The 24,561-nt window shown below is 70.9% G+C and carries 25 protein-coding genes and 4 pseudogenes; 15 read left to right on the top strand and 14 right to left on the bottom strand.

What is annotated here, in order from left to right:
• Positions 1-269: 269 nt before the first annotated feature.
• The 6 genes from ACIOC0_RS05450 to ACIOC0_RS05475 all read left to right on the top strand — a co-directional run bounded on the left by ACIOC0_RS05450 (position 270) and on the right by ACIOC0_RS05475 (position 8,117).
• Positions 270-962: an RNA polymerase sigma factor gene (locus ACIOC0_RS05450; protein WP_402152680.1), complete on the top strand. Its 693-nt coding sequence runs from the start codon at positions 270-272 to the stop codon at positions 960-962.
• Entirely contained in the window at positions 959-2,194 is a 1,236-nt protein-coding gene (locus ACIOC0_RS05455) for a CU044_5270 family protein (RefSeq protein WP_402152682.1), read from the top strand. Before ACIOC0_RS05450 ends, ACIOC0_RS05455 begins: the two co-directional genes overlap by 4 nt.
• A 64-nt stretch (positions 2,195-2,258) precedes the next feature.
• Entirely contained in the window at positions 2,259-3,626 is a 1,368-nt protein-coding gene (locus ACIOC0_RS05460; RefSeq protein ID WP_402152684.1) for a hypothetical protein, read from the top strand.
• A gap of 254 nt (positions 3,627-3,880) precedes the next feature.
• Positions 3,881-6,112 carry an MMPL family transporter gene (locus ACIOC0_RS05465; RefSeq protein WP_402152686.1) on the top strand — a complete coding sequence of 744 codons (2,232 nt, stop codon included), beginning with the start codon at positions 3,881-3,883 and terminating at the stop codon, positions 6,110-6,112.
• A gap of 95 nt (positions 6,113-6,207) precedes the next feature.
• Complete coding sequence (locus tag ACIOC0_RS05470; RefSeq protein ID WP_402152688.1) at positions 6,208-7,428, top strand: sensor histidine kinase; 1,221 nt, start codon at positions 6,208-6,210, stop codon at positions 7,426-7,428.
• Positions 7,425-8,117: a response regulator gene (locus ACIOC0_RS05475; protein WP_402152690.1), complete on the top strand. Its 693-nt coding sequence runs from the start codon at positions 7,425-7,427 to the stop codon at positions 8,115-8,117. Before ACIOC0_RS05470 ends, ACIOC0_RS05475 begins: the two co-directional genes overlap by 4 nt.
• A gap of 32 nt (positions 8,118-8,149) precedes the next feature.
• On the opposite strand, the pseudogene ACIOC0_RS05480 reads toward ACIOC0_RS05475, so the two are convergent.
• A pseudogene (locus ACIOC0_RS05480) lies at positions 8,150-8,413 on the bottom strand (alpha/beta fold hydrolase); the annotation flags it as partial.
• A gap of 140 nt (positions 8,414-8,553) precedes the next feature.
• Positions 8,554-8,724, bottom strand: coding sequence for a DUF5670 family protein (locus ACIOC0_RS05485; RefSeq protein ID WP_011113206.1), 171 nt, complete (start codon positions 8,722-8,724; stop codon positions 8,554-8,556).
• Positions 8,725-8,926: 202 nt separating this feature from the next.
• Here ACIOC0_RS05485 and ACIOC0_RS05490 point away from each other — a divergent pair, with 202 nt between their 5' ends.
• The gene (locus ACIOC0_RS05490; RefSeq protein WP_402152692.1) at positions 8,927-10,030 is read left to right on the top strand and encodes a hypothetical protein; all 1,104 of its coding nucleotides are present in this window, start codon (positions 8,927-8,929) and stop codon (positions 10,028-10,030) included.
• Here the strand turns inward: ACIOC0_RS05490 and ACIOC0_RS05495 are convergent.
• Positions 9,999-10,562: a putative immunity protein gene (locus tag ACIOC0_RS05495; protein WP_402152694.1), complete on the bottom strand. Its 564-nt coding sequence runs from the start codon at positions 10,560-10,562 to the stop codon at positions 9,999-10,001. The two genes, ACIOC0_RS05490 and ACIOC0_RS05495, sit on opposite strands and share 32 nt — an antisense overlap.
• Before the next feature lie 355 nt (positions 10,563-10,917).
• Here ACIOC0_RS05495 and ACIOC0_RS05500 point away from each other — a divergent pair, with 355 nt between their 5' ends.
• Entirely contained in the window at positions 10,918-12,177 is a 1,260-nt protein-coding gene (locus ACIOC0_RS05500; RefSeq protein WP_402153230.1) for an MFS transporter, read from the top strand.
• 32 nt (positions 12,178-12,209) lie between these two features.
• The gene (locus tag ACIOC0_RS05505; RefSeq protein WP_402152696.1) at positions 12,210-12,584 is read left to right on the top strand and encodes a hypothetical protein; all 375 of its coding nucleotides are present in this window, start codon (positions 12,210-12,212) and stop codon (positions 12,582-12,584) included.
• 321 nt (positions 12,585-12,905) lie between these two features.
• Here the strand turns inward: ACIOC0_RS05505 and ACIOC0_RS05510 are convergent, their stop codons facing one another.
• Positions 12,906-13,280: a hypothetical protein gene (locus ACIOC0_RS05510; RefSeq protein ID WP_402152698.1), complete on the bottom strand. Its 375-nt coding sequence runs from the start codon at positions 13,278-13,280 to the stop codon at positions 12,906-12,908.
• A gap of 152 nt (positions 13,281-13,432) precedes the next feature.
• On the opposite strand from ACIOC0_RS05510, the pseudogene ACIOC0_RS05515 reads away from it, so the two are divergent.
• Positions 13,433-14,599: pseudogene (locus ACIOC0_RS05515) on the top strand (FAD-dependent monooxygenase); the annotation flags it as partial.
• A 3-nt stretch (positions 14,600-14,602) separates the two neighbouring features.
• Here ACIOC0_RS05515 and ACIOC0_RS05520 read toward each other — a convergent pair.
• Both ACIOC0_RS05520 and ACIOC0_RS05525 read right to left on the bottom strand, forming a co-directional pair.
• Positions 14,603-15,481 carry a hypothetical protein gene (locus ACIOC0_RS05520; protein WP_402152700.1) on the bottom strand — a complete coding sequence of 293 codons (879 nt, stop codon included), beginning with the start codon at positions 15,479-15,481 and terminating at the stop codon, positions 14,603-14,605.
• Positions 15,482-15,656: 175 nt separating this feature from the next.
• On the bottom strand, positions 15,657-16,637 hold the full coding sequence (locus ACIOC0_RS05525; protein WP_402152702.1) for a helix-turn-helix transcriptional regulator: 981 nt from the start codon (positions 16,635-16,637) through the stop codon (positions 15,657-15,659).
• A 143-nt stretch (positions 16,638-16,780) separates the two neighbouring features.
• Here ACIOC0_RS05525 and ACIOC0_RS05530 point away from each other — a divergent pair, with 143 nt between their 5' ends.
• A complete protein-coding gene (locus ACIOC0_RS05530) occupies positions 16,781-17,176 on the top strand; it encodes a RidA family protein (protein ID WP_402153232.1) in 396 nt (131 codons plus the stop codon).
• Between the two features lie 28 nt (positions 17,177-17,204).
• Here the strand turns inward: ACIOC0_RS05530 and ACIOC0_RS05535 are convergent, their stop codons facing one another.
• The 3 genes from ACIOC0_RS05535 to ACIOC0_RS05545 form a co-directional block, all read right to left on the bottom strand.
• Positions 17,205-17,642: a hypothetical protein gene (locus ACIOC0_RS05535; RefSeq protein WP_402152704.1), complete on the bottom strand. Its 438-nt coding sequence runs from the start codon at positions 17,640-17,642 to the stop codon at positions 17,205-17,207.
• 30 nt (positions 17,643-17,672) lie between these two features.
• A complete protein-coding gene (locus tag ACIOC0_RS05540) occupies positions 17,673-18,497 on the bottom strand; it encodes a TNT domain-containing protein (protein WP_402152706.1) in 825 nt (274 codons plus the stop codon).
• Positions 18,498-18,756: 259 nt separating this feature from the next.
• The gene (locus ACIOC0_RS05545) at positions 18,757-18,942 is read right to left on the bottom strand and encodes a DUF1737 domain-containing protein (RefSeq protein ID WP_351098128.1); all 186 of its coding nucleotides are present in this window, start codon (positions 18,940-18,942) and stop codon (positions 18,757-18,759) included.
• Between the two features lie 143 nt (positions 18,943-19,085).
• On the opposite strand from ACIOC0_RS05545, the gene ACIOC0_RS05550 reads away from it, so the two are divergent.
• Positions 19,086-19,577, top strand: coding sequence for a GNAT family N-acetyltransferase (locus ACIOC0_RS05550; protein WP_402152708.1), 492 nt, complete (start codon positions 19,086-19,088; stop codon positions 19,575-19,577).
• Here the strand turns inward: ACIOC0_RS05550 and ACIOC0_RS05555 are convergent.
• A complete protein-coding gene (locus ACIOC0_RS05555; RefSeq protein ID WP_402152710.1) occupies positions 19,474-20,877 on the bottom strand; it encodes an alpha/beta hydrolase family protein in 1,404 nt (467 codons plus the stop codon). The two genes, ACIOC0_RS05550 and ACIOC0_RS05555, sit on opposite strands and share 104 nt — an antisense overlap.
• 294 nt (positions 20,878-21,171) lie before the next feature.
• Here ACIOC0_RS05555 and ACIOC0_RS05560 point away from each other — a divergent pair.
• Positions 21,172-21,357: pseudogene (locus tag ACIOC0_RS05560) on the top strand (VOC family protein); the annotation flags it as partial.
• Between the two features lie 111 nt (positions 21,358-21,468).
• Positions 21,469-21,573 (top strand): annotated as a pseudogene (locus ACIOC0_RS05565) (DUF4287 domain-containing protein); the annotation flags it as partial.
• Positions 21,574-21,588: 15 nt separating this feature from the next.
• Here ACIOC0_RS05565 and ACIOC0_RS05570 read toward each other — a convergent pair.
• On the bottom strand, positions 21,589-22,197 hold the full coding sequence (locus ACIOC0_RS05570; RefSeq protein ID WP_402153233.1) for a hypothetical protein: 609 nt from the start codon (positions 22,195-22,197) through the stop codon (positions 21,589-21,591).
• A 150-nt stretch (positions 22,198-22,347) separates the two neighbouring features.
• On the opposite strand from ACIOC0_RS05570, the gene ACIOC0_RS05575 reads away from it, so the two are divergent.
• Positions 22,348-22,707, top strand: a complete 360-nt coding sequence (locus ACIOC0_RS05575) for a hypothetical protein (protein WP_402152712.1) — start codon at positions 22,348-22,350, stop codon at positions 22,705-22,707.
• Positions 22,708-22,794: 87 nt separating this feature from the next.
• Here ACIOC0_RS05575 and ACIOC0_RS05580 read toward each other — a convergent pair whose 3' ends face one another.
• The 3 genes from ACIOC0_RS05580 to ACIOC0_RS05590 are packed head-to-tail and all read right to left on the bottom strand — an operon-like array spanning position 22,795 to position 24,362.
• Positions 22,795-23,454 carry an MSMEG_1061 family FMN-dependent PPOX-type flavoprotein gene (locus ACIOC0_RS05580; RefSeq protein ID WP_402152714.1) on the bottom strand — a complete coding sequence of 220 codons (660 nt, stop codon included), beginning with the start codon at positions 23,452-23,454 and terminating at the stop codon, positions 22,795-22,797.
• Positions 23,455-23,463: 9 nt separating this feature from the next.
• Positions 23,464-23,808, bottom strand: coding sequence for a hypothetical protein (locus ACIOC0_RS05585; RefSeq protein ID WP_402153270.1), 345 nt, complete (start codon positions 23,806-23,808; stop codon positions 23,464-23,466).
• Entirely contained in the window at positions 23,742-24,362 is a 621-nt protein-coding gene (locus ACIOC0_RS05590; protein WP_402153235.1) for a DUF6215 domain-containing protein, read from the bottom strand. The genes ACIOC0_RS05585 and ACIOC0_RS05590 overlap by 67 nt, the downstream gene beginning before the upstream one ends.
• Positions 24,363-24,561 lie beyond the last annotated feature (199 nt).

The following is a 24,561-nucleotide window of genomic DNA, read 5'->3' on the forward strand; positions in this document are numbered from 1 at the left end:
GAGGCCATGAAGGGGCTTCCTTCTCACTTCCTTTCAAGAAACAAGTTCCTTCGCTTTCCTCGCCGTTCACGTCGCCCCGGGCGGCGCCCGCGCACACCACGCGAGCGCCGCCCGCGCCGTTTTCCCGATTCTCTGCCCGGTCCCCCAGCCGCCGGCCCCGATCCTTGGCCGCCGTCCCCGAGCCGCCAGCCAGGATCACCCCTCTCCCTGTAAGAAGTGCGCCGCCGCGCGCATTCCTAGGTGACAGAGCCGATATGAGGGGACGGCGCATGACACATGCCCAACGTTTCCGGGACGTCTACGAGGAGTGCTATCCACGCGTCCTCGCCTACGCCACGAGCCTGGTGGGACGGCAGGTGGGGGAGGACATCACCAGCGAGACGTTCACGGTGGCGTGGCGGCGGGTGCGGGACATCTCCCAACCCCCGCTGCCCTGGCTGCTGGGAGTGGCGCGCAACCTGGTGCGCGAGCTGCGCCGCCGGGACAGCCGTCAGTACGCCCTCGCCGTCGCCGAGGCGCAGCGCATCAGCAGCGGCGCCCGGACGGACGTCGGCGACGTCGCGGCGGACGTGACCGACCGGGACGCGGCGCTGCAGGCCCTGGCCAGTCTGTCCGACGCCGACCGGGAACTGCTGACGCTCATCGCCTGGCACGGACTGAGCGCCAAGCAGGCCGCACAAGTCCTCGGCTGCACCACCGCGACGCTGACCGTCCGGCTGCACCGGGCCCGCCGACGTCTGGAAAAGGCCCTGGAGCCGACGTACAGGGCGGACACGGCACCTCTGCCGACACCGGCATCCGTACCGGCACCGGCATCCGTACCGGCACCGGCATCCGTACCGGCACCGGCATCCGTACCGGCACCGGCCCCGGCGCACAAGCCGTCACCCACCCCCGGGACGAACCCCGCGCCCTCCGCGCAGAGCCCGCACCGCACCGATCGCAAAGGAGTCCTCGCATGAAGAACACCCACGAACGGCCACGGCGGCCCGACGTGATGAAGATTCTCGCGGATGCCCGGCCCGACGAACTGGACCCCGCCGTACTGGCGGACTCCCCGCGCCGACGCGAGGACCTGGCCCGCATCCTGGCCGCCGCGACGGTCGGTCACTCTCCGCGCTCCCTGGCACCGGGGCGGCTCAGGGGTGGGTTCAGGCCGTTCGGGACCGTGGCGGCCCTCGCGGCCGTCGCGGCCTCCGCCGTGGTCGTGGGCGCGTTCGACGGCGATCCTTCGGGAGGCCGCCCGGGCACGCCCCCGCAGTCGTCCTCCGCCGCTGCGGGGCCGGGCTCGTCGGCGTCCGACGGCCGAAGTGACGTCCGCCTCCAACTGCTCAGCGCGGCGAAGAAGGCGGAGGCGCCGGCCGCCGAGGGAACGTACTGGCAGACCACCACGCGCTCGGAGGACGTGGACGTCGTGGGGGAGCGGGGCGAGTCGTTCGCCGTCCGCACCACGTCGACCGGCGAGTGGTCGGTGGGGGTGCGGCCGGGGACCCGGAGTCTGATGATCTCCGGTCTGGACGGCGTGACCGCCCCCCGCACCGAGGCGGACGAGACGCGCTGGCGGGCGGCGGGCTCGCCCCGCAGGGTGCAGGCCGCGGCCACGGAGGAAGCGGGCGCGGGCACGCTGGGACACACGATGGGACCGCTGCGGCCGATGGTCATGCGGACGGACGCCGACGACAAGATCTACGCCCTCGGCCCCCGCAATGTCTCCTACCAGGATCTGCGTGAACTGCCTTCCGAAGTAGGCGAGTTGCGTCGGCGGTTGGCGAGCCTGCCCGGGCAGGACAGCGGCGCGGACGCCGGCGGGAGCCCCACCGCCCACGTGCTGCGCCAGGCGGCCGACCTCATCACGATGCCGGTGACGCCCGCGGTCCGGGCGGCCGCGTACCGGGTGATGGCGGAACTGCCCGGTGTGCGGGGGCTGGGCCGGGTCACCGACCCGCTGGGCCGCGTGGGCGTCGGAGTCGCGTTCCCGGGCACGTCACGGACCCCGCTGGGGAGCGTGGAGCAGCGGCTGGTCGTGGACCCGTCCACCGGCGCGATGCTCTGCGAGCAGCTCGTGCTGATCGAACCGTCGGCCAGGGCCCTGGGGGCGGGCCTCGGCGTCGGCACGACGGTGAACTACTCGGCGACGACCCGGATGAGCTGGGGCGACAGTCAGATCACGGTGCCGGACACCGCCCGGCGCTGAGCGCCCGTCACCCGGCGGGACGCCCTCGTCGAGACCACGCGACCCGACAGGAGCACAGAAGCAGATGACGACACCCTTTCGAGGCTCGGCCTCACCCGCCACCCGCGTGGCCACCGCGGTCGCGGCCTGCCTCCTCGCCCTCACCCCGAATGCCGCGCAGGCGCACGCGCGGACTTCCGCACCGGCCGACCAGCGGAACACGCCCTGGCAACTGGCGCTGCCACTGTCCGGAGCCGGGTCGACCGACTTCTACGACGTCACCGCGACCGGCCGGACCGACGCGTGGGCCGTCGGCAGGAAGACGGACGAGTCTTCGGCCACGGCACCGGTGGTCAAGCACTGGGACGGCACCCGGTGGAGCGACGTCCCGCCTGCGGGCACGGGCGGCAGACCCGCGCAGTGGGAGGCGGTGGCGGCCTCGGCCCCCGACGACGTCTGGGCGACCGGGACGTACACCGACATCGCAGCCCGCACCGCCTCCCCGGAGGCCGGTCGCACACCGCAGGGCCGCACCGCCGCCAGGCTCCCGGACACGCTCCTGGACCGACTGCCGGACGACCTGGCGGACCGGCTCCGCAAGGGCGCCGCGCTTCCCGAGGCGAACGGCGCGATCGTGCTCCAGCACTGGAACGGCACCCGCTGGAAAGCCGTGCCGCGTCCGGCGCCCGCCGACGGCTGGATCCGTTTCGTCCTGGAACTGAAGTCGGTGAGCACCGACTCCGTGTGGCTGACCACCATGGACTGGAACCCGACGGCGGACCCCGGCGACCCGGACAAGGCGTACGCCGGGCAACTGGAGCACTGGGACGGCCGCGGATGGAGCCGCACCAAGCTGCCCCCGGCGCCGGACGGCAAGCCGGTGCAGCCCCTCAGCGTCGCCGGCACCGGCCCCGACGACGTGTGGGTGAGCGCCCTGACCGAGGCGGGCGGAGTCGCCACACCCCTGCTCTACCGCTTCGACGGCCGGCGCTGGACGGTCAGGACGGTCCCCGTCCCCTACGAGTACGGCCCCGGCTGGATGGCCAACCACATCGTGTCGACCCGGCGCGGAACGGTCCACGTGCTCGGCAAGACCAACGACCCGCAGGTGCCCACCGGGGTGCTGTCCACGCGGTGGGACGGCCGCGCGTGGCAGCCGACCCCGGTCCCCGGCGTCGACGAGGTGAACGCCGCGGGCGTGGACGGATCGGGGAACGTGTGGGTCGCCGGCTGGGCGCCCCGGGGCAGCAGCCACACGCTGTTCTCCCGCTGGGACGGCCACGCCTGGACCGACGAGGAGCTTCCGGTGGACCTCACCTCGACCAGTGCGGGGAGCACGGTCTTCGACGTCGAAGGGGTTCCCGGCACCCGCACCGTGCTGGCCGCTGGAAACGCCGAGTGTGAGAGCGTGACCGGCGTCTGCGGCCTGCTGGCCGTCCGCGGCGCCCGGTGACGTGAACCGGACGCCTGTGGCCCGCGCGGACCCGTGCGGGCCACAGACGCACCCGCGCACGGCAGGCGACGGCCCGGCGCGCAGACCGGTGTCCACCCCACGTCGTACCCCCGACTCCTCCTCAGGGACGACCCGAGCCGGTCACCTCGTGCAGCGGCATCAAGCCGGACTGCCAGCACGGGCACGATGTCCCGACGCCCCCCTCCCGGCCAGGCTGGTGATCTACCCGAACCAGACCTGGAGATCCGTTTCTCGTGGCTACCTTCCTCTACCGGTTGGGCCGGACCGCCTTTCGGCGGCGCTGGCTCACAGCGCTGTTGTGGGCCGTGGTCCTCGGCGCCGTCGGCCTCGGCGCCGCCAAGGCCCCCGCGGCCTCCGACGACGGCGCGTCCTTCATGCCCGGCATCGAGGCGCAGAAGGCGTTCGACCTGATCGGGGAGCGTTTCCCCGGCACGGACGCCAAGGGCGCCTCCGCGCGCCTGGTGTTCGTCGCCCCAGGCGGCGAGAAGGTGACCGCGCCCGGTCATCGCGCCGCCATCGACGCGCTCGTGGACAAGGCCGCCGGCGAACCCCAAGTCGCCGGTGCCGTAAGCCCGTTCAAGGCGGGTGCGGTGAGCGAGGACGGCTCCATCGCCTACGCCACGGTCAACTTCAAGGTGAAAGCAGGCGATCTCACCGACGCCGACAAGTCGTCGCTGGAGACGGCCGTCGACGAGGTCCGTGACGGCGGCCTCACCGTCGAGGTCGGCGGTGACGCGCTCGCCGAGCAGCCGGAGGCGGGCGGCTCCGCCGAGGCCATCGGCATCGCCCTGGCCGCCGTCGTCCTGCTGATCACGTTCGGATCGCTCGCGGCCGCCGGCCTGCCGCTGCTCACCGCCGTCGTGGGCGTCGGCGTCAGCATGGCCGCGATCATGGCCCTGGGCAGCGTCTTCGGCCTCTCCATGACCACCGGCACGCTGGCCTCGATGCTCGGGCTGGCCGTCGGCATCGACTACGCCCTGTTCGTGGTCTCCCGCTACCGGGAGGAGCGCGCCAACGGCCACGAACCGCGTGAGGCGGCCGGTCTCGCCGCCGGCACCGCCGGCTCTGCCGTGGTCTTCGCCGGTCTGACCGTCGTCATCGCCCTGGCGGGCCTGTCGGTGGTGGGCGTGCCGATGCTGACCAAGATGGGCCTGTGCGCGGCGGCCGCCGTGGTGGTCGCCGTACTCATCGCCCTGACCCTGGTCCCGGCCCTGCTCGGGATGTGGCCGAACGCCGTGCTCTCCCGCGCAACCCGCAAGCGGGGCAACATGGTTGACGGTGCGGCCGGCGGCGGTACCGACAACGCCGGTTCCCGGTGGGCCCGTTTCGTGCTCCGCCGCCCCCTGACCGTCCTCGTCCTGTGCGTCGCGGGCCTGGGCGTCCTCGCACTGCCCGTCTCAGGGTTGGAGATGGGCATGCCGGGCGCCGAGTCCAAGCCGGTCTCCTCCACCGAACGACGCGCATACGACGCGCTCGCGGACGGCTTCGGCGCCGGCTTCAACGGCCCGCTGACGATCGTGGTCGACGCCGAGGGCGCGGCGGACCCCAAGTCCGCGGCGGGCGAGATAGCCGAGGAGATCGGGGCCACGCGCGGGATCGTGTCCGTCTCTCCCGCGCGGTTCAACCCCGCCGGCGACACCGCGCTGTTCTCCGCGGTCCCGAGCGCCGGCCCGAACACCGAGGACACCAAGAACCTGGTGAAGTCCATCCGTTCGAAGCGCACCGCTCTGGAACAGCGCACGGGAGCGACCTTCGAGGTCACCGGCAGCACCGCGATGAACATCGACGTGGCGCAGGCCCTCAAGGACGCCCTCGTGCCCTACCTGACGGTGATCATCGCGCTGGCCCTGATCCTGCTGCTGGTGGTGTTCCGCTCCGTGCTCGTGCCGGTCAAGGCGGCCTTCGGGTTCCTGCTGTCGGTGCTGGCGGCGCTCGGCGCGGTCGTCGCCGTGTTCCAGTGGGGCTGGGGCGCGGGCCTGCTCGGGGTGGAGCAGCCCGGACCGATCATGAGCCTGATGCCGATTTTCCTGGTGGGCATCGTGTTCGGCCTGGCCATGGACTACGAGGTGTTCCTCGTCGCGCGCATGAGGGAGGCGTACGTCCACGGCGACCGGGCTCCCCAGGCGGTCGTCTCCGGCTTCCGGCACAGCGCCCGGGTCGTCGCCGCCGCGGCGGTCATCATGATCGCGGTGTTCTCCGGGTTCATCGGCGCCGCCGAATCCATGATCAAGACGATCGGCTTCGGGCTCGCCGTCGCCGTGCTGTTCGACGCCTTCGTCGTACGGATGGCGCTGGTGCCCGCCGTCCTGGCCCTGCTCGGCGACAGGGCCTGGTGGCTGCCGGGCCCGCTCGACCGGCTGCTGCCCCGCGTCGACGTCGAGGGCGCCGGCCTCACCGCGCCCGGCGCGCACGACACCGGGCAGGCGGGCGGCGAGCACACGCGCCAGGAACCGGCCCGCATCTGATGCGGACCCCGCCCCTCGGCCGCGGCGCCGGCGACCGCGGCGCCGCGGCTCCCGCACGCACCGGTACCCTGCCCTGGGAACCGTCTCGGAGCGTGATGAGCACACACTGGCAGCGCAGGACAGCCACCCGGTCCACAGCCGTCGCAGTCGCCGCCTCGGTCCTGCTGCCGGCCGCCACCGTCGTCAGCGCCCTCCTCACCCGGGTGCTGATGCCCGTGGCGCCCGCCCTGTGGCCCGGCGTCGCCCTCGCCGTCGCGGCCTGCGCCGCCCTCCTCCGGCGCCGCGAGCACCCCCTCCCCGTCCTCGCCGTCACCCTCGTGTGCGTGATGGCGCAGGGCGTCCTCGGCTACCTCCTGACGCCCGGGACGATGCTCCCGCTCCTCGCCGCCCAATACGCCGTCAGCGTGCGCACCGCTCGCCGCACCAGCTGGAACGCGGCCGCCGCGGCCACCGCCGGCATGATCGTCGCCGGCCTGTCCCTCGGCTCCTACCACGACTCCGTCGTGCTCGTCGTCGTCAACCCGGCGGCCTGGGTGCTGCTGTCGGCCGCCCTCGGCGCCTACGTCCGCGTACGCCGCGAGTACGCCGTCGCCCGCGCCGAGCACGCCGCCCGTGAACGCGAGGAGGAGGCACGACACCGGGTCGTCCAGGAACGCATGCGCATCGCACGGGAACTCCACGACGTCGTCGCCCACCATCTGACCCTGGCCGACGCCCAGGCCGGCGCCGCCGCCCACCTCTCCCGCACCGACCCCGAGAAGGCCTTCGAGATCGTCGCCAGGCTGCCCGAGTCGACGGCGGCGGCCCTGCGCGAACTCAAGGCCACGGTGGGACTACTGCGCCACGACAGCGACCCCGGCGACGAACTGGTCCCCGCGCCGGGCCTGGAGCAGGTGCCCGACCTGGTCGCCGCCTGCGCGGCGGCCGGACTGGAGGTGACCGTCACCACCGACGGCAGGCCGCACCCGCTCACCCCCGTGCTCGACCTCACGGCCTACCGGATCCTCCAGGAAGCACTCACCAACGTCAGCAAGCACGCCGCCACCCGCACCGCACACCTCCGCCTCGCCTACACCCGCCGCTGCCTGACCCTCACCGTCACCAACGACACCCCGCCCGGCCGGCCCGCGGCCCGACGCCGCTCCGCCGGCGGCGGTTTCGGCCTCCTCGGCATGCGCGAACGCGCGACGGCAGCGGGCGGCACCTTCCAGGCCGGCCACCGGCCGCAGGGCGGCTTCGAAGTCGCCTGCACCCTGCCCCTCACCGGCGGCGACGGTCCCGCGCTCCCCGGAAACGACGAAAGCCCCGCCCCATGACTGTTCGCGTCCTTCTCGCCGACGACCAGACCCTGCTGCGGGCCACCTTCCGCATCCTCATCGACTCCGTCGACGACATGACCGTGGTCGCGGAGGCCGCCGACGGACGCGAAGCCGTCGAACTCACCGCCGCGCACCGCCCCGACGTGGTCCTCATGGACATCCGCATGCCCCACCTCGACGGAGTCGCGGCCACCGCCGGCATCTGCGCCCGGCCGGAGCTGTCGGACACCCACATCCTCATCCTCACCACGTTCGAGAACGACGAGAACGTCGCCAAGGCCCTGCGCGCCGGCGCGAGCGGCTTCCTCGGCAAGGGAGTCCGCCCAGAGGAACTGCTGTCGAGCATCCGCACCGTCGCGGCCGGCGACTCCCTCCTCTCACCCGCCGCCACCCGAGCGCTCATCACCCGCTTCCTGGCCACCCCGGACACCGACGGCTTCCTCACCCTCCCCGAGGCCCTCAAAGCCCTGACCGACCGCGAACGCGAGGTGACGGCCCTCGCCGCGCACGGCATGTCCAACACGGAGATCGCCGACCGGCTCGTCCTGAGCCCGCTGACCGTCCGCAGCCACATCCAGCGGTCCATGACCAAGCTCCACGCCCGCGACCGCGCCCAGCTCGTCGTGATCGCCTACCGGAGCGGCCTGGTGAAACCCCCGCCGCGGCCCGGAACCCCCGCCGGCTGAGGAAGGCGGCGTCCCGCCGGGAACGGACCGGATCAGGAACAGGCACGCAGGAAGTCGACGAGGGCCGCGTTCACCTCGTCGGGCCGTTCCTGCTGGGGCCAGTGCCCGCAACCGGCCGGCTCGGCGGGCGGACGGTGCAGATTGGGCATGCGGTCGGCGAGGGTCGCGATGAACTCGGGCGTGCCAGGGAAAGCGGGCACGGGATCTCGGTCGCCGTACACGTAGAGGGCGGGCGGGGTGACGGCTGCGCCGTCCCAGGGCGCGGTCAGCTCCCAGTTGCGGTCGAGGTTGCGGTACCGGACCGCGGGTCAACCGTCCCCTTTCCCGAAGCGATACTCGTCCGCGCGGCCATGGTGCACCTGGGCCCCTGACACAAGACGAGACTGTGGGCCCCGGATGTTCCCGGGGCCCACAGGCTCGTCAATCGGCGGGTCGGCTACCAGCGATACCAACGACCCTTGCGCCCGCCCGAGTCCGCGGTGCGCACCACGAAGCCCAGCAGCCAGACGACCAGCACGATGACGGCGATCCACCAAAGAGCCTTCAGCGCGAAGCCCGCGCCGAAGAGGATCAGAGCCAGCAGAAGAACGAGAAGCAAAGGAACCATAGTTATCAACCTCCGACGCTTCTGGTGCCCGGCAAATAGAAGAACACACAACGAATTTCCCTGGTTTCTTCACCGATCTGGCGGGCATCGGGCTCTGTTTCTCCATCGAAACGGGTGCGCACTCCGGAGACCCCTTCACCTACTCTTCGGTTGATCGACGATCAACGGCCACCGAGGCCGGGCCGAGGCGGGGGACAGACACATGACGTATCGACGCGCGGTGATACCGGCACTGGCCGGGGGAGTGCTGATGACGCTGCTGCTGTGGTGGGCGGGCGCGAGCACACAAGCACTCCAACTGCGCGGCGCGTCAACCGTGTTCAGCATCGAGTCCGCGTCGGAACTCCGGAGATGGCTCGCCCCGTGGTCGTACGACCCCCCTACGGAACTGTTCGGCGCACCGGCGGGCGACCCGGCCGTGAGCACGGCCGGCCAGTACTCCGACCTCTACCACACGGCCATGCAGATCAGGTTCTTCGCGGTCTTCGCGTTCTTCGTCGCCGGCGCACTGCTCCTGGCCCGCCGGATCCCGCCCACGCAGGGCCGCACCCCGGCCACGCTGCTCGCGCTGTGGGCGTGGGGCCCGGTCGCCGGAACGCTGGCCGTCACGGTCTCCGCGCCGTGGCTGATCGCGTCGGGAGGGCGTGGCAGTTACCGGATCCTGCCGCAACTGGCCGGGGTGGTCGCGTCGAGCGGGCCGGTCGTGGTGTTCGCGGCGCTGGTGACCGCCGGCGTCACGGTGCTCGTGGCGCGTGCCGCCGTCAAGGGGACGGAGCCGGCGCCCCGCCGGAGCGTGCCACCGCGTGCCGCCCGTCTGGCCGCGAGCGTCGGAACCGGCGTGATCGCGCTGTCCCTGATCGTCCTGTCCTACGATTCCGTCGCGGAGTGGATCCAGACCTCGTTCAGCGGCGCGGGGCTGCTGTCCGAGCCCGGGGACCTGCTGCGCCAGTGGCTGCTCCTCGGCGGCTGGGCGGGCCCGTCGACCGCCCCCCTCGGCGACTGGCTCCTCCACCGCGCCGCCGACGTGGTCACGCTGGCGGTGGTGTGGTGGGCGCTACGGCTGCTGCCCGGACTGCTCACCCGCACCACCGCCCCGGCGATGGCGGTGGGCGCGATCTGCGCCACCGTACTGGGACTGTTCGCCAGCCAGGTGCTGCACATGACGATGGACGACACGGTCGCCGTCTGGGGCCCGACCCACCTCTTCTCCGCCCTCGGCAACGGCACCCCGGCCGCCCTCACCTTCGGCACGCTCGCGGGCCTGGCGGCCCTCGCTACGCTGCGCCTGACGGGGGACCGTGCCTGAGTGCACGGAGGTCGGCGTCCAGCATGCGGATCAACTCACCGACCCGTCCGCCGCCGCCCGGCGCCGAGGGGAAGCGCGTGAGCACGTCCACCACGACAGGCGTCGCATGACGCACTGCCTGCTCGAGGTGCCCGGCTGCGACGCTGTGATCGTCGCCGGCGACGAGTTCGGCCGCTCTCGCCGCGTGGGCGCCGGCTCCGAGGATGTGCTTGACCTGGGTGGCCTTGGCCAACGGGTGCAGATAGGCGGCGGCCGCCGCGGACATCGCCGCCCAAGCGGCCTCGCGCGCGGCCGCCGTGTCCACGCTCCTGGCCGCCTTGAGGGCCGCCGACGCCGTGTCGCGCAGAGCCTTGCCACGTTCGCCGCCCCGGGCGAACTCCCACGCGGCGGTGACAGCTTCTCGGGGCCGTGAGTCGCCCGGCTGATCGGCCTCGAATATGTCGAGCACCCCCTCGGCACACGCTGCGGCGAACGCGGCGACCTCACGAAGGTCCTGCTTGCTCAGAACGATCTCGCTTGTTTCCGCTGTCATCGTCCCATCGTCCCATCGTCCCAACGTCCCCGATCCCCCTGGGAGTTCGGGACGGCTCGGGGTCCGATGTCTCGTAGAGTGACTTCAGGAGGAGCGAAGACATGGTCGGTCGTAAGAGCACGCGTTGACGTTCGCGGCCGTGAACCGCTTGTCATCGCGTGCTGCCCTTGATGTGCGGCACAGCGAGCCTTTCCTTTCCGCTGCCTGAAACAGTCGGCGCGCCTCCGCGTGCACCGGGCGGCGGGACTCGTCTTCGACGATCCCCGAGGGGTCCCTTGTGTCGTCCTCCTGTCCCGCTGCGTCCGACCCCGGTTCCTCCGCTGTGCCCGACTCCGGCGGGCCTGCCGCGCCCGGCCTGTGGCGGGACCGTGACTTCCTCCGACTCTGGGTGGGCCAGACGGTCTCCCAACTGGGCGAACACACCTGCCTGGTGATCCTGCCCCTTTTCGCCGTCCTGATGCTCGACGTCGGAGCCGGCGAGTTGGGTGTCCTGCGCGCGGTGGGGCAGGCGCCGATCCTGCTGCTGTCGCTCTTCGTCGGCGCGTGGGTCGACACTCGGCGGACCCGCACGATCATGGTGCTGACCGACACGGGAAGGGCTCTGGCACTGGGCGCCGTCGCCGTGGCCGGTCTCCTCGGTGGACTCGGGCTGCCGGCGCTTGTGGTGGCAGCCTTCGCGGTCGGCGCGCTGTCCGTGTTCTTCGACGTCGCCTACCAGGCGTCACTGGTACGGCTGGTGGCACGCGATCAACTGGTCTGGGCCAACAGTGCACTTGAGGGCAGCCGATCCGCCGCGCAGATCGGCGGACCCGCTCTCGGCGGCGTGTTGGTGTCCACGCTGTCGGCACCGATCGCCGCAGCCTCCGGCGCCGTGTTCTTCGCGTGGTCGTTCCTGTCGATCCGAAGGATCCGCCGCCCCGAGTACATCCCGCAACGCCCAGGCAGCGCAGGCCACTTGGAACGCTCGGAGCGTCCTGCTCGGGTCTGGCGGCGGATCCACGCCGGCCTCCGCTTCGTCGCCGGTGACGCGACGCTGCGGACCGTGTGCCTGGCGTCGGCCGCCTTCCAGTTCTTCTTCGCGGCTGCGATGACCGTCTACCTGCTGTTCTTGCCACGGGACTTGCACTTGTCGGGCACCGGCGTCGGCCTGGCCCTCGCGGCTGCGGGACCGGGCGCGCTCCTGGGCTCCCTGCTGGCCGCCCGCCTGCCGAGCCGCTTCGGGCACGGCCTTGTTCTCGTGTCCGCGGCGGCGCTCGGCGACGGCGTGTTCCTGCTGGTGCCCGCCCTGCACGGCTCCTCCGCGATGACTGTTGCCGCGCTCCTTGCGATCAACTTCGTCTTCGGAACCTTCGGCCAGTTGGTGAACGTCACGATGATGGCCGTCCGGCAGACCTTCACTCCCGACGGGATGCAAGGCCGGGCGGCCGCGACGATCACCTTCGTGGGCATGGGGCTGACGCCGCTCGGCTCATTGCTCGGCGGCCTCTTGGCGGAAACATGGGAAACGCGCACGAGCCTCCTCGCGACAGCGACGGGCATGCTGCTGTCACCGACCCTGATGGCCCTGTCCCCCCTCGCCCACCTCGGACGAACACTCCCGGCCCCACCCGACTGAGGGCGTCAGTCACAGCGCCGGTGGGACCGCCGATGAGGGTCGACGGCACCCTGGATCCGCCGGCGCAGTCGTACGACTTCCTCCTCAGCGGGAAGATCATGGGGATCGCCGAGGTCATCACCGGCACCAGCGGGACCAGCAGCGACGACAACCGGGCCCGTGGGCCCGGCTTGGAGGCGGACCACACTCCCAGCGAGACCATGGCGAACGGCCCGGACAGCACCCACAGCACTGCGGGGTACAGCAACAGCACCCGCCACTCGTCCGCCGACCCGACCATCATCGGCATCGCCCCCCGGCGTGACCGGCCCCAGGAGCCTGGAGCCCTCCGTCACGCACCGCGCCGAATGTACCGCCGCGAGCACCCGGACAGTACCGGCGTCTCGCGGCCGCGGGCACCGGCCTGAGCCCCAGCCTCTGGCGCGCACAGTTACGGCACCCGGACCGACGACGAGACGAACGCCCTGGAAGCCACGGCCGTCCTGTTCGCCGAACGCACCAACAGAATCGCCGGAGACCACGACTTCGCCACCCGCTTGATCACCGAGGCCCTCACCAGTCCTGGACGAAGGCGGCCTGGACTGACTGAACGGCGCGAGGTGGATCGCCGCCGCCGGAACAGCGGACCGACCTGTCACCACGTATCCGCCGGGATCACCTGAAGCTGTCCGCCCCACGCGAAGAACTCGCGGAGCGGACAGCTTCCCGTGGCTGGAAGTACCCGGGCTTTACGGCCGGTTGAGCCTGATCGAGTTGATGGGAGAGAGGTTCTGCGCGGACCAACTCCCCGCCGCGATCGTCGTGCCCGTGCAGTTGCCTCCGTTGTAGCCGTAACACATGGTCGCGCTGGCCCCACCGGTCTGGTTGTTGATCACCCAGTGCCAACCTTCCTGGTTGGCCAGGTTGTGAGCTCCGTAGGAGTAATAGGCATGGGTCAGCGTGCTGCTGCTCGCGGGCTGGTCCTGGGCGTACACGCAGACGGCGCCGGACGGACAGCCGTAGAGCGTGGCGGCATGGGCCGTTCCGGCTCCCGCCAGCATGGTGCCGACGACCGTCACCGTGGCGGCGGAGGCACCCAGCAGTGCCCTCAGCTTCGTTCTCATGGTGATCTCCTTGAGTTCGGCAATGGGGCAAGTACACGGTGGGGCATGCCGGGTTGCTGTTGCTCGCGAGTCGGCTGCCTGTGGCCAGATGCGCGCGGATATCGGCTGACCGCCGGTGCTTCGCCGAAGAGGCCTGGGGCGGAAGGAGCAGGATGCTGGAGAAGAGGTCAGGCACGGTCCGCAGCGCGGTGGTGGTCGGGGGCGGTATCGGCGGGCCGGCCGCGGCGATCGGCCTGCGCCGGACCGGCTGGGAGGTGACGGTCGTCGAACGGGCCCGGGTCCTTGCCGACGTGGGTGCGGGCATCTCCCTGCACGCCAACGGCCTCCGCGCCCTGGACGTCCTCGGCGTCGGCCGAGCGGTGCGCGCCGCCGCGCGCCCCCAGTACACCGGGGGCACCCGCACACCCGGCGACAGTTGGCTGGCCCGTATGGACGGGGCCGTGCTGGAGCGCAAGCTGGGCACGCCGATCGTCGGCATCCCGCGGGTCGTACTGCACCGGCTGCTGCGTGAAGCGCTGCCGCCCGGGTGCCTGGTCATCGGGACCGAGGTGACGTCCGTGGACTGTTCCGACCCCGGGCGGGCGCGCGTGCCGATCGAGGAGGGCGTCCTGGACGCGGACCTGGTCGTGGCGGCCGACGGCGTGGACAGCCGGCTCCGCGGCCGGCTGTTCCCCGGCCACCCCGGCCCCGTGTACGCCGGGTCGACGGTCCTGCGTGCCGTCACCGAGCATCCGGTGACGATGGCCACCGACTTCGAACTGACCTGGGGGCGAAGGCGCGGAGTTCGGCCACATCGCCTTCCCCGACGGCAGGGCCGAATGGCACGCGGTGCTCGACTCGCCGCCCGGCATCCGTCACACGGACGTGCTCGCCGTCATGCGCCGCCGGTTCCGCCGCTGGCACGACCCGGTCCCCGCGCTGCTCGAAGCGACCCGGCCGGACGCCGTCCTGCACCACGACATCCGTGAACTGGCAACGCCCTTGCCCGCCTTCACCCAGGGCCGCATCGCACTGCTGGGCGACACGGCACACGCCATGACCCCGAACCTCGGCCAGGGGGCGTGCCAGGCACTGGAGGACGCCGCCACACTGGCCGCCGCGCTCGCCACCGCACCCACCGTCGAGTCGGCGCTCATTCGGCACGACGCCCAACGCCGCCCCCGCACCTAGGCCGTGGCCCGGGCCGCACGCCAGGCGGGCCGGATGGGCCGGCAACTGACGCACCCTCTGGCTGTAGCCCTGCACAACACGGCCCTCCGACTGGCCCCTCCAGCATGACCGTCCGAGCCGTCCTGAGGCACGCGGACTCGACACCGCCCCCGTCACGGGCGTTCGAAGAGCTGGAGCACGCCTCCGAGAGAGAAGCACACGGCACCGAGAAGGGTGGCCCAGTCGGCGATGTCAGCGTTGATCACGCTGCCGGTGACGGGACGGGTGTAGGCGGCGAGAGCAGAGACCATGAAGAGAACCGAGCCGAACTGGTTCACGGCGACGATCCACCACCCGAGACTGCGCAGGCGCACGCAGCGGCCCCGGCCGTGGCAGATCTCGACGAACGCGAGATGACCGGAGACCAGGAAGAGCACACAGCCGATCACGTCCGGGGCCCAGATCAACCGGTTGATCTGCCGGACGCTCAAACCCTGTAGGAAGGAGTCCAGCAGGTCGACGGCGAACACCAGTGTGCCGGCGAACAGGACGAACGCGCTCAGCCAGTCCACCCGGGTCGGCTCGTAGCTCCACCAGCGCCAGTCGCGCGTGACGAGCCTGCCCGTGCCGCCGGGCACATGGCGGGGGGCGTTGACGACCTGGAGCAGCGAGACATAGCCGCCGGTGTTGAAGAACAAGCCGCCGGCGAAGTAGACCGAGGCAGCCGAGACGGCGTCCCCGGAGCCGAACTGGGCGATGCCGGCCCCGGCCGCGAAGAGCGCTCCGCCGATGACGAAGGCGGTCGCGGCGACGGCGTTGAGCCGGCGCAGACGGCGGATCGAGACCTCGTCGGCGGTGGCGTGCCGACCGGTGGACGCGCCGGGCGCGCGCACGGTGATGACGCCCCGCCGCCGGGCAGCTCGTGACTCCCACACCGCCGTGCCGCCCCCGGGAAGGCGCCAGGTCAGCCGCGTGGTGAACGGTCCCGCGCCCTCGGTGCCCGGGACGCCCCGGCCCCTGTCCCGGCCGCAACCGCCTCGTCCGTCGCGCATGGCACACTCCTGGCCTCGCAGCCCTCGACCAAGCGTCGACTCTGCCAGAAGCGGCAGCAGATGACGGGCATTTCGCCCCTGTTCGACCGCATGAGTCCCCGCTGTGAAGAGCCCACTGGTCGTCGAACAGCGAACTCCTTGAGCAAGAGCCCGGCCAGCGTCAACAGGCGGCTTCTCACTCGCCGGACGAGTCCGAGTAGACGGCGGCAACGGCGGCCGCCCGGTCACGAAGGGCGGCTCGCAGCGATCTCGGGGTGAGGGCTTCCGCGTCCGTACCCAGCTGCCACAGCGCCCATTCGGCGTGCCGTGCGTCCTGGAACGTCACCTCGAGCCGCAGCCGACCGTCCGCGCCGGGTTCTTCCGCGCGAACGGCGAGCGCCGTGTCCAGCAACTCCTCCCTCCGCTCGGGGTTCACCCGCAGCAGCACGGTGATGTGGTCGCCACCGGAGAGAAACCCGGCGGAGCGTTCCCGCCAGACGCGGTCCAGGTCGACCCGGTTCGGCCGCTGCGCCGCCTCGGGAAGTTCCTCGGCGGCCGACAGCCGCGACAGGCGGTACGTGCGGTCCTCACCAGACCTCGTGGCCAGCAAATAGCCCCGGTCGCGTACGGTGACCAGGCCGATCGGGTCGACCGTGCGCCACCGGGGCGCCTGGCCCGTGGCCGCGTATCGGATGCGCAGCTTGTGTCCGGCGAGCACCGCGCGCCGCACCTCGATCATGATGGCGTCCGGCACCTCGTCGGAGACCAGCCGGCGCGAGAGCAGGTCACTCTCAGGGGAGAAGAGGAAACGCTGGGCCGCGTCGCTCGCGGTCGCCTGATGGCTCTCGGGCAGCGCGTCGAACACCTTCCGCATCGCCGAAGCCAGCGCCGAGCCGAGGCCGAGCACCTGCTCGCCGCGCCCCGATCCGGCCGTCAGCAGAGCAAGGGCCTCGTCGTGGTTCAGCCCGGTGAGCTCCGTCCGAAAACCGGGCAGCAGCGCGTAACCGCCGTGCCGGCCGCGTTCGGCGTAGACGGGCACACCTGCCGCGGACAGCGCCTCGATGTCACGCAACACGGTGCGGGTCGAGACCTCCAACTCGCGGGCCAGCGTGTCCGCGGTCAGCCTGCCGTGCCGGCGGAGCAGCAGCACAAGTGAGACCAACCGGTCGGCTCGCATGCGAGAACACTAGCGAGATACCTGACAGAGGATGTCGTGATTCGGCGGAAGGCTCATGCCTACGACGTCAACACCGTTGCCAGGCATATGAGTTGACGGCGTACGCACGGACTTCTGACGATGTGAACGGAGCTGAAGTGGCGATGGTACGAACAGCGGTCAACCCGGTGACGTGGTCGACGGAGCTGGGATTCAACCAGGGTGAGGTGGTCTCCGGGCACAGCCGCACCCTGTACATCTCGGGGCAGACAGCGATGAGCGCCGACGGCCAGCCCCGGCACGACGGCGACATGGCCGCGCAGTTGACGCTGAGCATCGACAATCTGGAGGCGGTGCTCAGCGAGGCCGGCATGTCCCTCGCGCATCTTGTCCGGCTCAACGTCTACACCACGGACGTCGACCTGCTCTTCCAGCATTACGGCGTGCTGGCGGCGCGGCTGGGTGCAGCGCGGGTGGCGCCGACCACGACGATGCTCGGGGTGACGCGGCTGGCGATCCCCGCCCTGATGGTCGAACTCGAGGGCACCGCGGTCGCGTGACGCGGCCCCGCCACGGGTGGGGGCGGTGTCATCCCGCCGACGGGGGTCGCGTACGACCCCCGTCGGCGGGATGCTCGGAGGTGCGAGGCTTCTCAGGGGGAGGCCCCTCGGCGGGCCGGTCGCGGGACTCGGCCAGAGCCCGCTCCAGCGCCTCCCGGGCCCGGCGCTGAATCCCCTCACTGTCGCGCAGAAGCCGATCCATCTCCTCGGCAGTGGGCGGGACGGGCGGCGGCCCCTCCTCGGTCAGCCGGGAGTGCAGCCACCGGCACGCCCGGTCCTCGTCCGTGAACCGTTCGAGCACGTCCCGCGAACCCCGCTCGTGGACGCCCACCACCCACATGCCACCGCGCTCCTCGAGGAAGTAGCGGTCGGCCGGATGGGGTGCGCGATGACAGTCCTGGATCTCGTAGTACGCCTCCGGCACCCCGGCCGCCCGAAGGGCGCGGCACAACTCGAACCGGTCCATGAAGCGATCCTTCCCTCGGGAGCGTCGCGATCACGGCGTGGACGGTTGCGTGGTCTTCAGCCGTACGAGGGTGCCGTTGTTCACCAGGTCGATCACGCGCGTGGGAGGAATGTCCGGGCAGAACTTGCTCGACGTCACGTACTGGGTGCCGGTGCCCGGTTGTTCGAACGCCGGCGCCTGCGGGCCCGCGCACACGGTGACGTCCTTGGCCAGCCGGTACAGGTGGTAGTCGTGCGGGTAGCGGGGGTCCGAGGTGTTGAGGTTCGACGGCGGAAGGGCCCGCAGCCCGTACTTCGTGCCCGCCGGGGCGAGGAAGCGGCCCGCCTCGTTGCCGAAGCGGTCGAGCATCATGTCCTGCCCCGCGTGGAGCACCAACGCCGCCGCGATCACACCGCCTTGGGCGTTGTGCGCGAAGCCGTCGTCCACGGGATAGCGCCAGTCGCCCTGGCCGGAATCGGCGGCGGGGTTCCACCACCGGTCGAGGAACTCCACGGCGGTGAGGCCGCCGAGCCGGTTGTAGCCCTTGAGGATGTCACCCACCGGGCCGCGGTCCGGCAACTGCCGGGGGCCGAGCCGCCAGTCACCGCAGAAGTAGTACCGGCGGTACGCCTCCAGGATCGGATACGGCACCAGGCCTTTGCAGGCGCTCGGCTCACCGTACCCGTCGTGCCCGTTGCCGGACTGCGCGAGCGACCCGACCGGGGCGGGTGCCGACACGCTCGGCCGGGCCGCCTCGGGGGTCTCCGCTCCACCACCGTGGCCGGCCGCGGCCGACGGGGCGGACGCACCCATGACGAGCGAACCGGACAGCCCGACGGCGGCAACGACGCCGGCACACCACCTCGACGATTTCACTGAACCTCCCACAAGGACCCCGGCGGACCCGGCGATCCATCCAGCGCGCCGGGAAACGGCGCCACGGATCGACCGGAAAGACGGGATCACTCAAACCACGGGGAGGAGCGGGCACGAGTGGACACGCCACAACTACGTCCGAACGGACGCGATCGATTCACACAAGATGGTCAGCCGACGAACTGATGAAAGGCGCCGAACCGAAGCCTGAAACGACCCGCGACGCGGACCATGTGAAGGACGTCGCGCGAGACGGCAGTCATGACCGTGTCGGCCACACCAGGGCCTGAGCGACCACGACCCTCTCGCCGTCGAACGTCACGGCGGGGCCGGCATGCAGCTCATAGCCGAGCCCGATCGCCTCACTCACCCGTCGGCAGAACGTCTCGTCGTCAGGGCCGGTCAGAACTCGGTAGGCGGGCAACCCGTCCGGTGGTGTGCTCACGGGGTCATGATCTCAGGCTGACTTCGGCTGTCCACAGGCGTAAGGGAATCCTGGCACGTGACGGTCCGCGCATCGCGAGGTCGCCGAAGGTACGCAGTCAAACCCGTTGAACCGGACGACCGACCTTGGCCGTCATCCGCTCTGTGTACATCTACTCGGAGACCGAGCGTCTGACCCTGCGTCGCTTCACCGCCGCCGACGCGGACCTGCTGATCGAGCTGGACAGCGACCCCGCGGTGATGCGCTTTCTGACCGGGGGCACTCCGACCGCCCCGGAGGTCATCCGCGAGAGCCGCCTTCCCCGCATCATCGCCGGCTACGAGAGGTGGCGGGGCGACCTCGGACTGTTCGCCGCGCACGAGAAGGACGGCGGAGCGTTCATCGGCTGGTTCTGTCTCCGCCCCGAGCGGCAGGGCCCGCCGGACGAGGCCGAACTCGGCTACCGGCTCCGGCAGGCGGCTTGGGGCCGGGGTTACGCCACCGACCGGGTGCCGGGGGGACGTAGCCCGGCCCGGCACCGCGCTCGCGGGGTCAGCCGCCCTGGAGTGTCTCCTGCAGCCAGTCGAAGACGACCTCGCAGTGCTGCCTGGGAGCCATCGGCGAGCAGTGCAGCTGCGCGCCGGTCGCCGCGGTGAGCTTCAGGTACTCCTTGGGAGCCGTCAGTTTGTCGAACATCTGGCGCGGCTGGCCGGGATAGAACTGCTCGAAGTCGTAGTCGAGGACCAGGGTGGGCGCCTTGATCCGGCCCACCACGTCTGTGATGTCCATCGATTGGATGAGCTTGGCGGGCGTGTAGAAGTCGGTGAACATCTTGCCCTGGCGGGCGGCGAGCATCGCCGGCACGGAGAAGGGCTCGAAGCGCTTCTTCACCGTCGCGGCCTCGGCAGACGACAGCTGGGGCGCGACTTCCTTGTTCCAGATGGTGTTGGTCTCCTCCTTGTCAGGGGTGAGCACCTTCTGAAGCTCCCCGAACCCCAGCCACGGGTTCAGGCATCCGGGCATCGCCGCCAACGCGGCGATCCGCTGCTCGAAGGCCGCGGCGCGGGGAGCCAGGTCGCCGCCCATGCTCAGCCCGGTGAGAGCGATCTTGTCGGCGTCCACGTCGGAACGGGCCGTCAGCCAGTCCACGAGCGGCGTGACCACGGTCTCCCAGCGCGGGCTGAACACCACCTGATCCACGAAGATCATCTGCCCCTGGCCGGGACCGTCGTAGACCAGGGCGTTGAAGTCCCGGTCCAGGGCGGCCGCGACACCGTACGTCCACATGTCGACGTTCTGCCCGTCGCTGCCGTTGGTGAGGATCACGGTGGGGCGACGCCGCCCTGAGGCGTCGGGGCGGAAGAGCCATACGGGCATGGGGGTCTTCCCGTACGCGACCTTCGCCGTCACCGGCGCCGGGTCGCACAGCCTGCAGAAGGTGTCCCAAGCGGCGCGGCACGCCTTGTACAGGCCCTCCTCGCGACCGGGGTCCCGGGAGCCGAGGACGAAGAAGAGCGCCTGGGCGTAGTACTGCGACGCTCTCAACGCCCGGAAGCGCGTGGTCTCCCGGTCAGGACGCCCGCCCTCGGGCGCCTTCATCAGCCGATCGCCGAGCTTGCTGAAGGTGTCGACATAGCTCTGCGCCGACAGCCCCGCCTTGTTGATCGTGTTCACCGCGGTGAGCACCTCGCCCACGTCGGCGCTGCCCTGATCGGCCCCACCGAGAGCCAGGAGCCCGCCGAAATTGAACTCCGGGTCGTGGAAGAGCGTCATCACGCCGGGCGTCGGCCCACCGGCGGCGACGGAAGCAGAGCTCCGGGCGGGAGCCTGCGCGGTGGAGGCCCGCGTGGGAGTGCATCCCGCGGCCAACACGGTGGCCCCCGCCACGCCGAGGATCCCGGAAAGGGCGCTGCGCCGTCCCGGGCCGAGAGCGTGATCAGGCGGTACGTCTGTCATGACGCCCCAATGTAGGACCGCGCCCCCCGCGCCTCACCGCACGACGCCCGCCGTTGCCCCGAATGGCCCGCCGCCCCTGGCTTCGTCTCCGCACACACCGGGTGCAGTCGGTGCGATCGGCTGAGGCGAGGCCGCTGTGACGTGCCTTCATCAGGAGCCCACTTGAGCGAGACCCCAAGCCCAAGGTCCTGGGCAGGGTGAGGCCGCGGCCCGATATCCAGCGCCGCAGCCGGCCCTACCGTGATCCCCATGGAGGTACCCGAGCACCACAAGCAGGCTGTCATCCCCCACATCATGGTCGATGGCGCCGCTGAGGCCGTCGACTTCTACGCGAAAGCGTTCGGTGCGGCCGAACTCTTCCGGCTCGAAGGCGAGGCTGGGCGGATCACGCACGCCGAGATCCGCATCCACGGCTCCACGCTCATGCTCGGAGACGCCGACGCTCCCCTCTCGGCTCCCGACCGGACTGCGACGTCGGTTGCGCTGCATGTCTACGTCCCGGACGTGGACAGTTTGACCACGACAGCAGTGGCCGTCGGCGCCGAGTTGCCACCACGCCGACCGACATGCCCTACGGTGCGCGTCAGTCGCAAGCACATGGAGCTCGTCAACTGGCTCAAGTCCGAGCACGGTCTGGGACACGGCCATGCCAACGCCCTCGTCGCCCACACCCTCGCGGAGGACGCCGGCAAGTAGTGAGCGCCGAGGCACTCACCCGATCAGTCCGCGGCGACCGAGCCGCGGCCACTCGGTCGGAGCAGCCAGACGGCAGGCGAAGGCCTCAAGGGCGGCGAAGTCGTCGTCGAGGAGCCCATACCGAGGGTCGATCCGCCGCAACAGCGCGGGTGCACGGTGGTGCGAGGTGACGAAGGCCCGGTCAGGTTCGCCCAGTTCGTCGTCGATCCATGCGAAAGGCCGGCTGCCGGCATGTGCGAGCAGAGGGCGCGTCTTCCAGAACGTGCCGTCCGGTTCCGCTTTCGGCGGCGAAGGCCAAGTGACGACGGGGAGTTCCGGCAGGCCGAGCACGGGCGAGATGAAGGTGTTGGCCTCCGCTTCCCACGTGGTCGCCCACACCATGTCGTACCTCTCGCTCAGCTTCCTCAGCCCCGTGCCGTGATCGCCGTTGAGCCACACGCGCAGCGGCTTCACATAGGCGCGGGGCTCGCCCGGATGCTGAGCGATCCACCCCTCGGGCTTCATCCGGTACGTGGTGTAGCCCTCGGGCCGTCGCTCGGGCTTCGCGGCGTACGGATTGAGCGGGCCGTCGACGTCGAGGTACAGAAGGGGACGCTCTACTGCTGTCCTTCCTGTGGCAGCCAGGTCGGGGCGGTGCGAGCGTAACGTGCGCTGTCCGCGTGCCGCTCGCGGATCACGGCCGCCTGCGTGGCGGAGCCGAGCACAGGCGCGCTCCCCGGCTCAGCGCCGTGGCCGTAGCCGCCCGCCGGGCGGGGGTGGATAGAATCAGGTCTCATGTCGAAGCATGACGAGCTGATCGTTGACATCGCCGCCCTTGTGGAGTCCGGGCAGAGCAGTCAGATGTCACTGACCGTGGTCACCGGTGGTGCTGTCATCACCGGTCGGCTGGCCCCAGAAGCCATGTGGAGGCAGAGGGTCTCGGAGGTGCTGACGGACTCCGCCGACCTGGGCGAGTTCTCCGCGGTCTTCGACGCCGCAACGAAAGGGGACGGGCCGCCCACCCATCTGCACTTCCACGTCGCCCGGATCCTGCAGGGCACCGTGGGTATCCCGGAGACAGGCGGGATGTACCGCGTCGCCATCGAGGACGTCAGCGCCTGGACAGTGGGTGACTTCAGCTACTCCGATCATTAGGTCCGCCTGCCCGGGCGGTGCCGCCGGCGGCCACCTGGAACGGGAACGGCGATCCGCAGCCGCCCCAGCCGGAAGGCCGCCACGTCGTCACTCGTACCGGTACTTCAGCGAATCCGCCTCGGCCTGCTCGATGTCGGCGATCGTCAGCCCCGGCGTCCGCAGTTGCGCCAGCGTCACCTCGGCCGAGGTCGGCTGCGCGTCCGCCGGCAGCCACTGCTCGGGCTTCCAAGCACCGCTGCGCAGCAGCGATTTGGGGCAGTGCGGGTAGACCTCCTCGACCCCGACCACCAGTGCACTGGCCGGCGGCTTGCCCACGGCGGTCAGTTGTGACAGCAACTCCGGGCGGGTGGAGACGCAGGCCCGGCCGTTCATCCTGAGCGTCGTGGTGCGCCCCGGAATGATGAACAGGAGTCCGGCCCGTCCGGTGGCGATGATGTTCTGCAGGGTGTCGAGACGCTTGTTGCCGGTCGCGTCCGGTATGGCCACCGTCCGCGCGTCCAGGACCGCGACGAACCCGGCAGGGCCGCCGCGCGGGGAAACGTCACAATTGCCCTCGGCGTCCGCGCTGGCGACCAGCACCAGCGATGAGCAGCCGATCAACCGCTTCGTCTGCTCGGTGAGTTCGGTCATCTGCTTGCGTATGGCCGCGTCGCCGGGGACCTCATAGGCCCTGCGCAGCGCCTTCTGATCGCGCACGGCGTCGAGTTGGAGCGAGTCGAAGGCACTTCCGGCAAGGGATGTCGTCATGCTCCGACCCTACTGGGCCGAACTACGCCTGATCTTGGTCGATGTGAGACCGCAGCCCACCACATCGACGCCTATGCATCGCCCCCCCAGCCCCTGGACTGCCTCGACCACGCTGTCCACCACCTCGCTCACCGGTTCACACGCGTCTATGATCATCGCCCCACGGCCTTCGTACATCGGTCGCATCCGTGGGTTCCACTTCAGCGCCGCCGCGAGCTCTTCGGGATGCTGACCGAATGGGTTCGTGGTGCGGGTCGCGAGCCGGTGGCGAAGGGTGGCCTCGTCGATCACCAGGCACGCGATGAGGTCGAAGAGATCGAGGACGTCGGCCTCGTTCTCGGCCGACCCGCCCACACCAAGGTCATGCCGCCAGCGTAGACATGGCCCCCGGGCAGGGAGGCAGTTCGCCGCAAACAGACATGGGGACCGTCGACGACGCGGTTTTGAACATGTTCAATTCTTTGGTCTAGGCTCACCCGGACGAAGGAGGGGTAGCCGGTGAAGATCGTGATGCCCGGGGGTACCGGACAGGTCGGCGCGGTCCTGAAACGCGCACCGACCGTCCTGATGTCTCTCTCACTCCCGTACTTCATCAGCTTCACGTACTCGTCGATGGACAGCTTGTTGTACGTCACCGAGACGTTCACGGTGTACGTGTCGAACGCGACCTCGGCCTCCGGTTGGGGGACCCTCCCGTCGGTCAATGGTGCGGTATTGCTGGTCCCGGAAACGGTGGTCGCGGTCTCTCCGGGCGTTCCGAGGAGCTGGGCCAGGTCCGGCCGGTTGAGCACCTCGCACAGCTCATCACCGGTCACGGGCCGGGGCGCCCGCGTGTAGGCCTTCGGCCGTTCCTCCTGTGCACCGTCCGGACAAGACGCGGGCTGCGCAGACTTGTCGTCGGACGGCATCGTCTTTGGGACGACCCACAGCGATCTCAGCAGCACAACACCACATCCGCCGTGGTGGAAGCCACAGTTCCGGGTACGTCAACAGCCTGAGGAGGCAGCGCACAGCCTGGCGGGGCAACAGCGGGCCCGCCACGGGACGAACGGAGGCCCGAAGCCGAAATCAGAAGCGGACGTTGCTGTACTCCTCGACGGCGAGGAG

This window comes from Streptomyces sp. NPDC088254 (assembly GCF_044740925.1).
Lineage (GTDB): Bacteria > Actinomycetota > Actinomycetes > Streptomycetales > Streptomycetaceae > Streptomyces.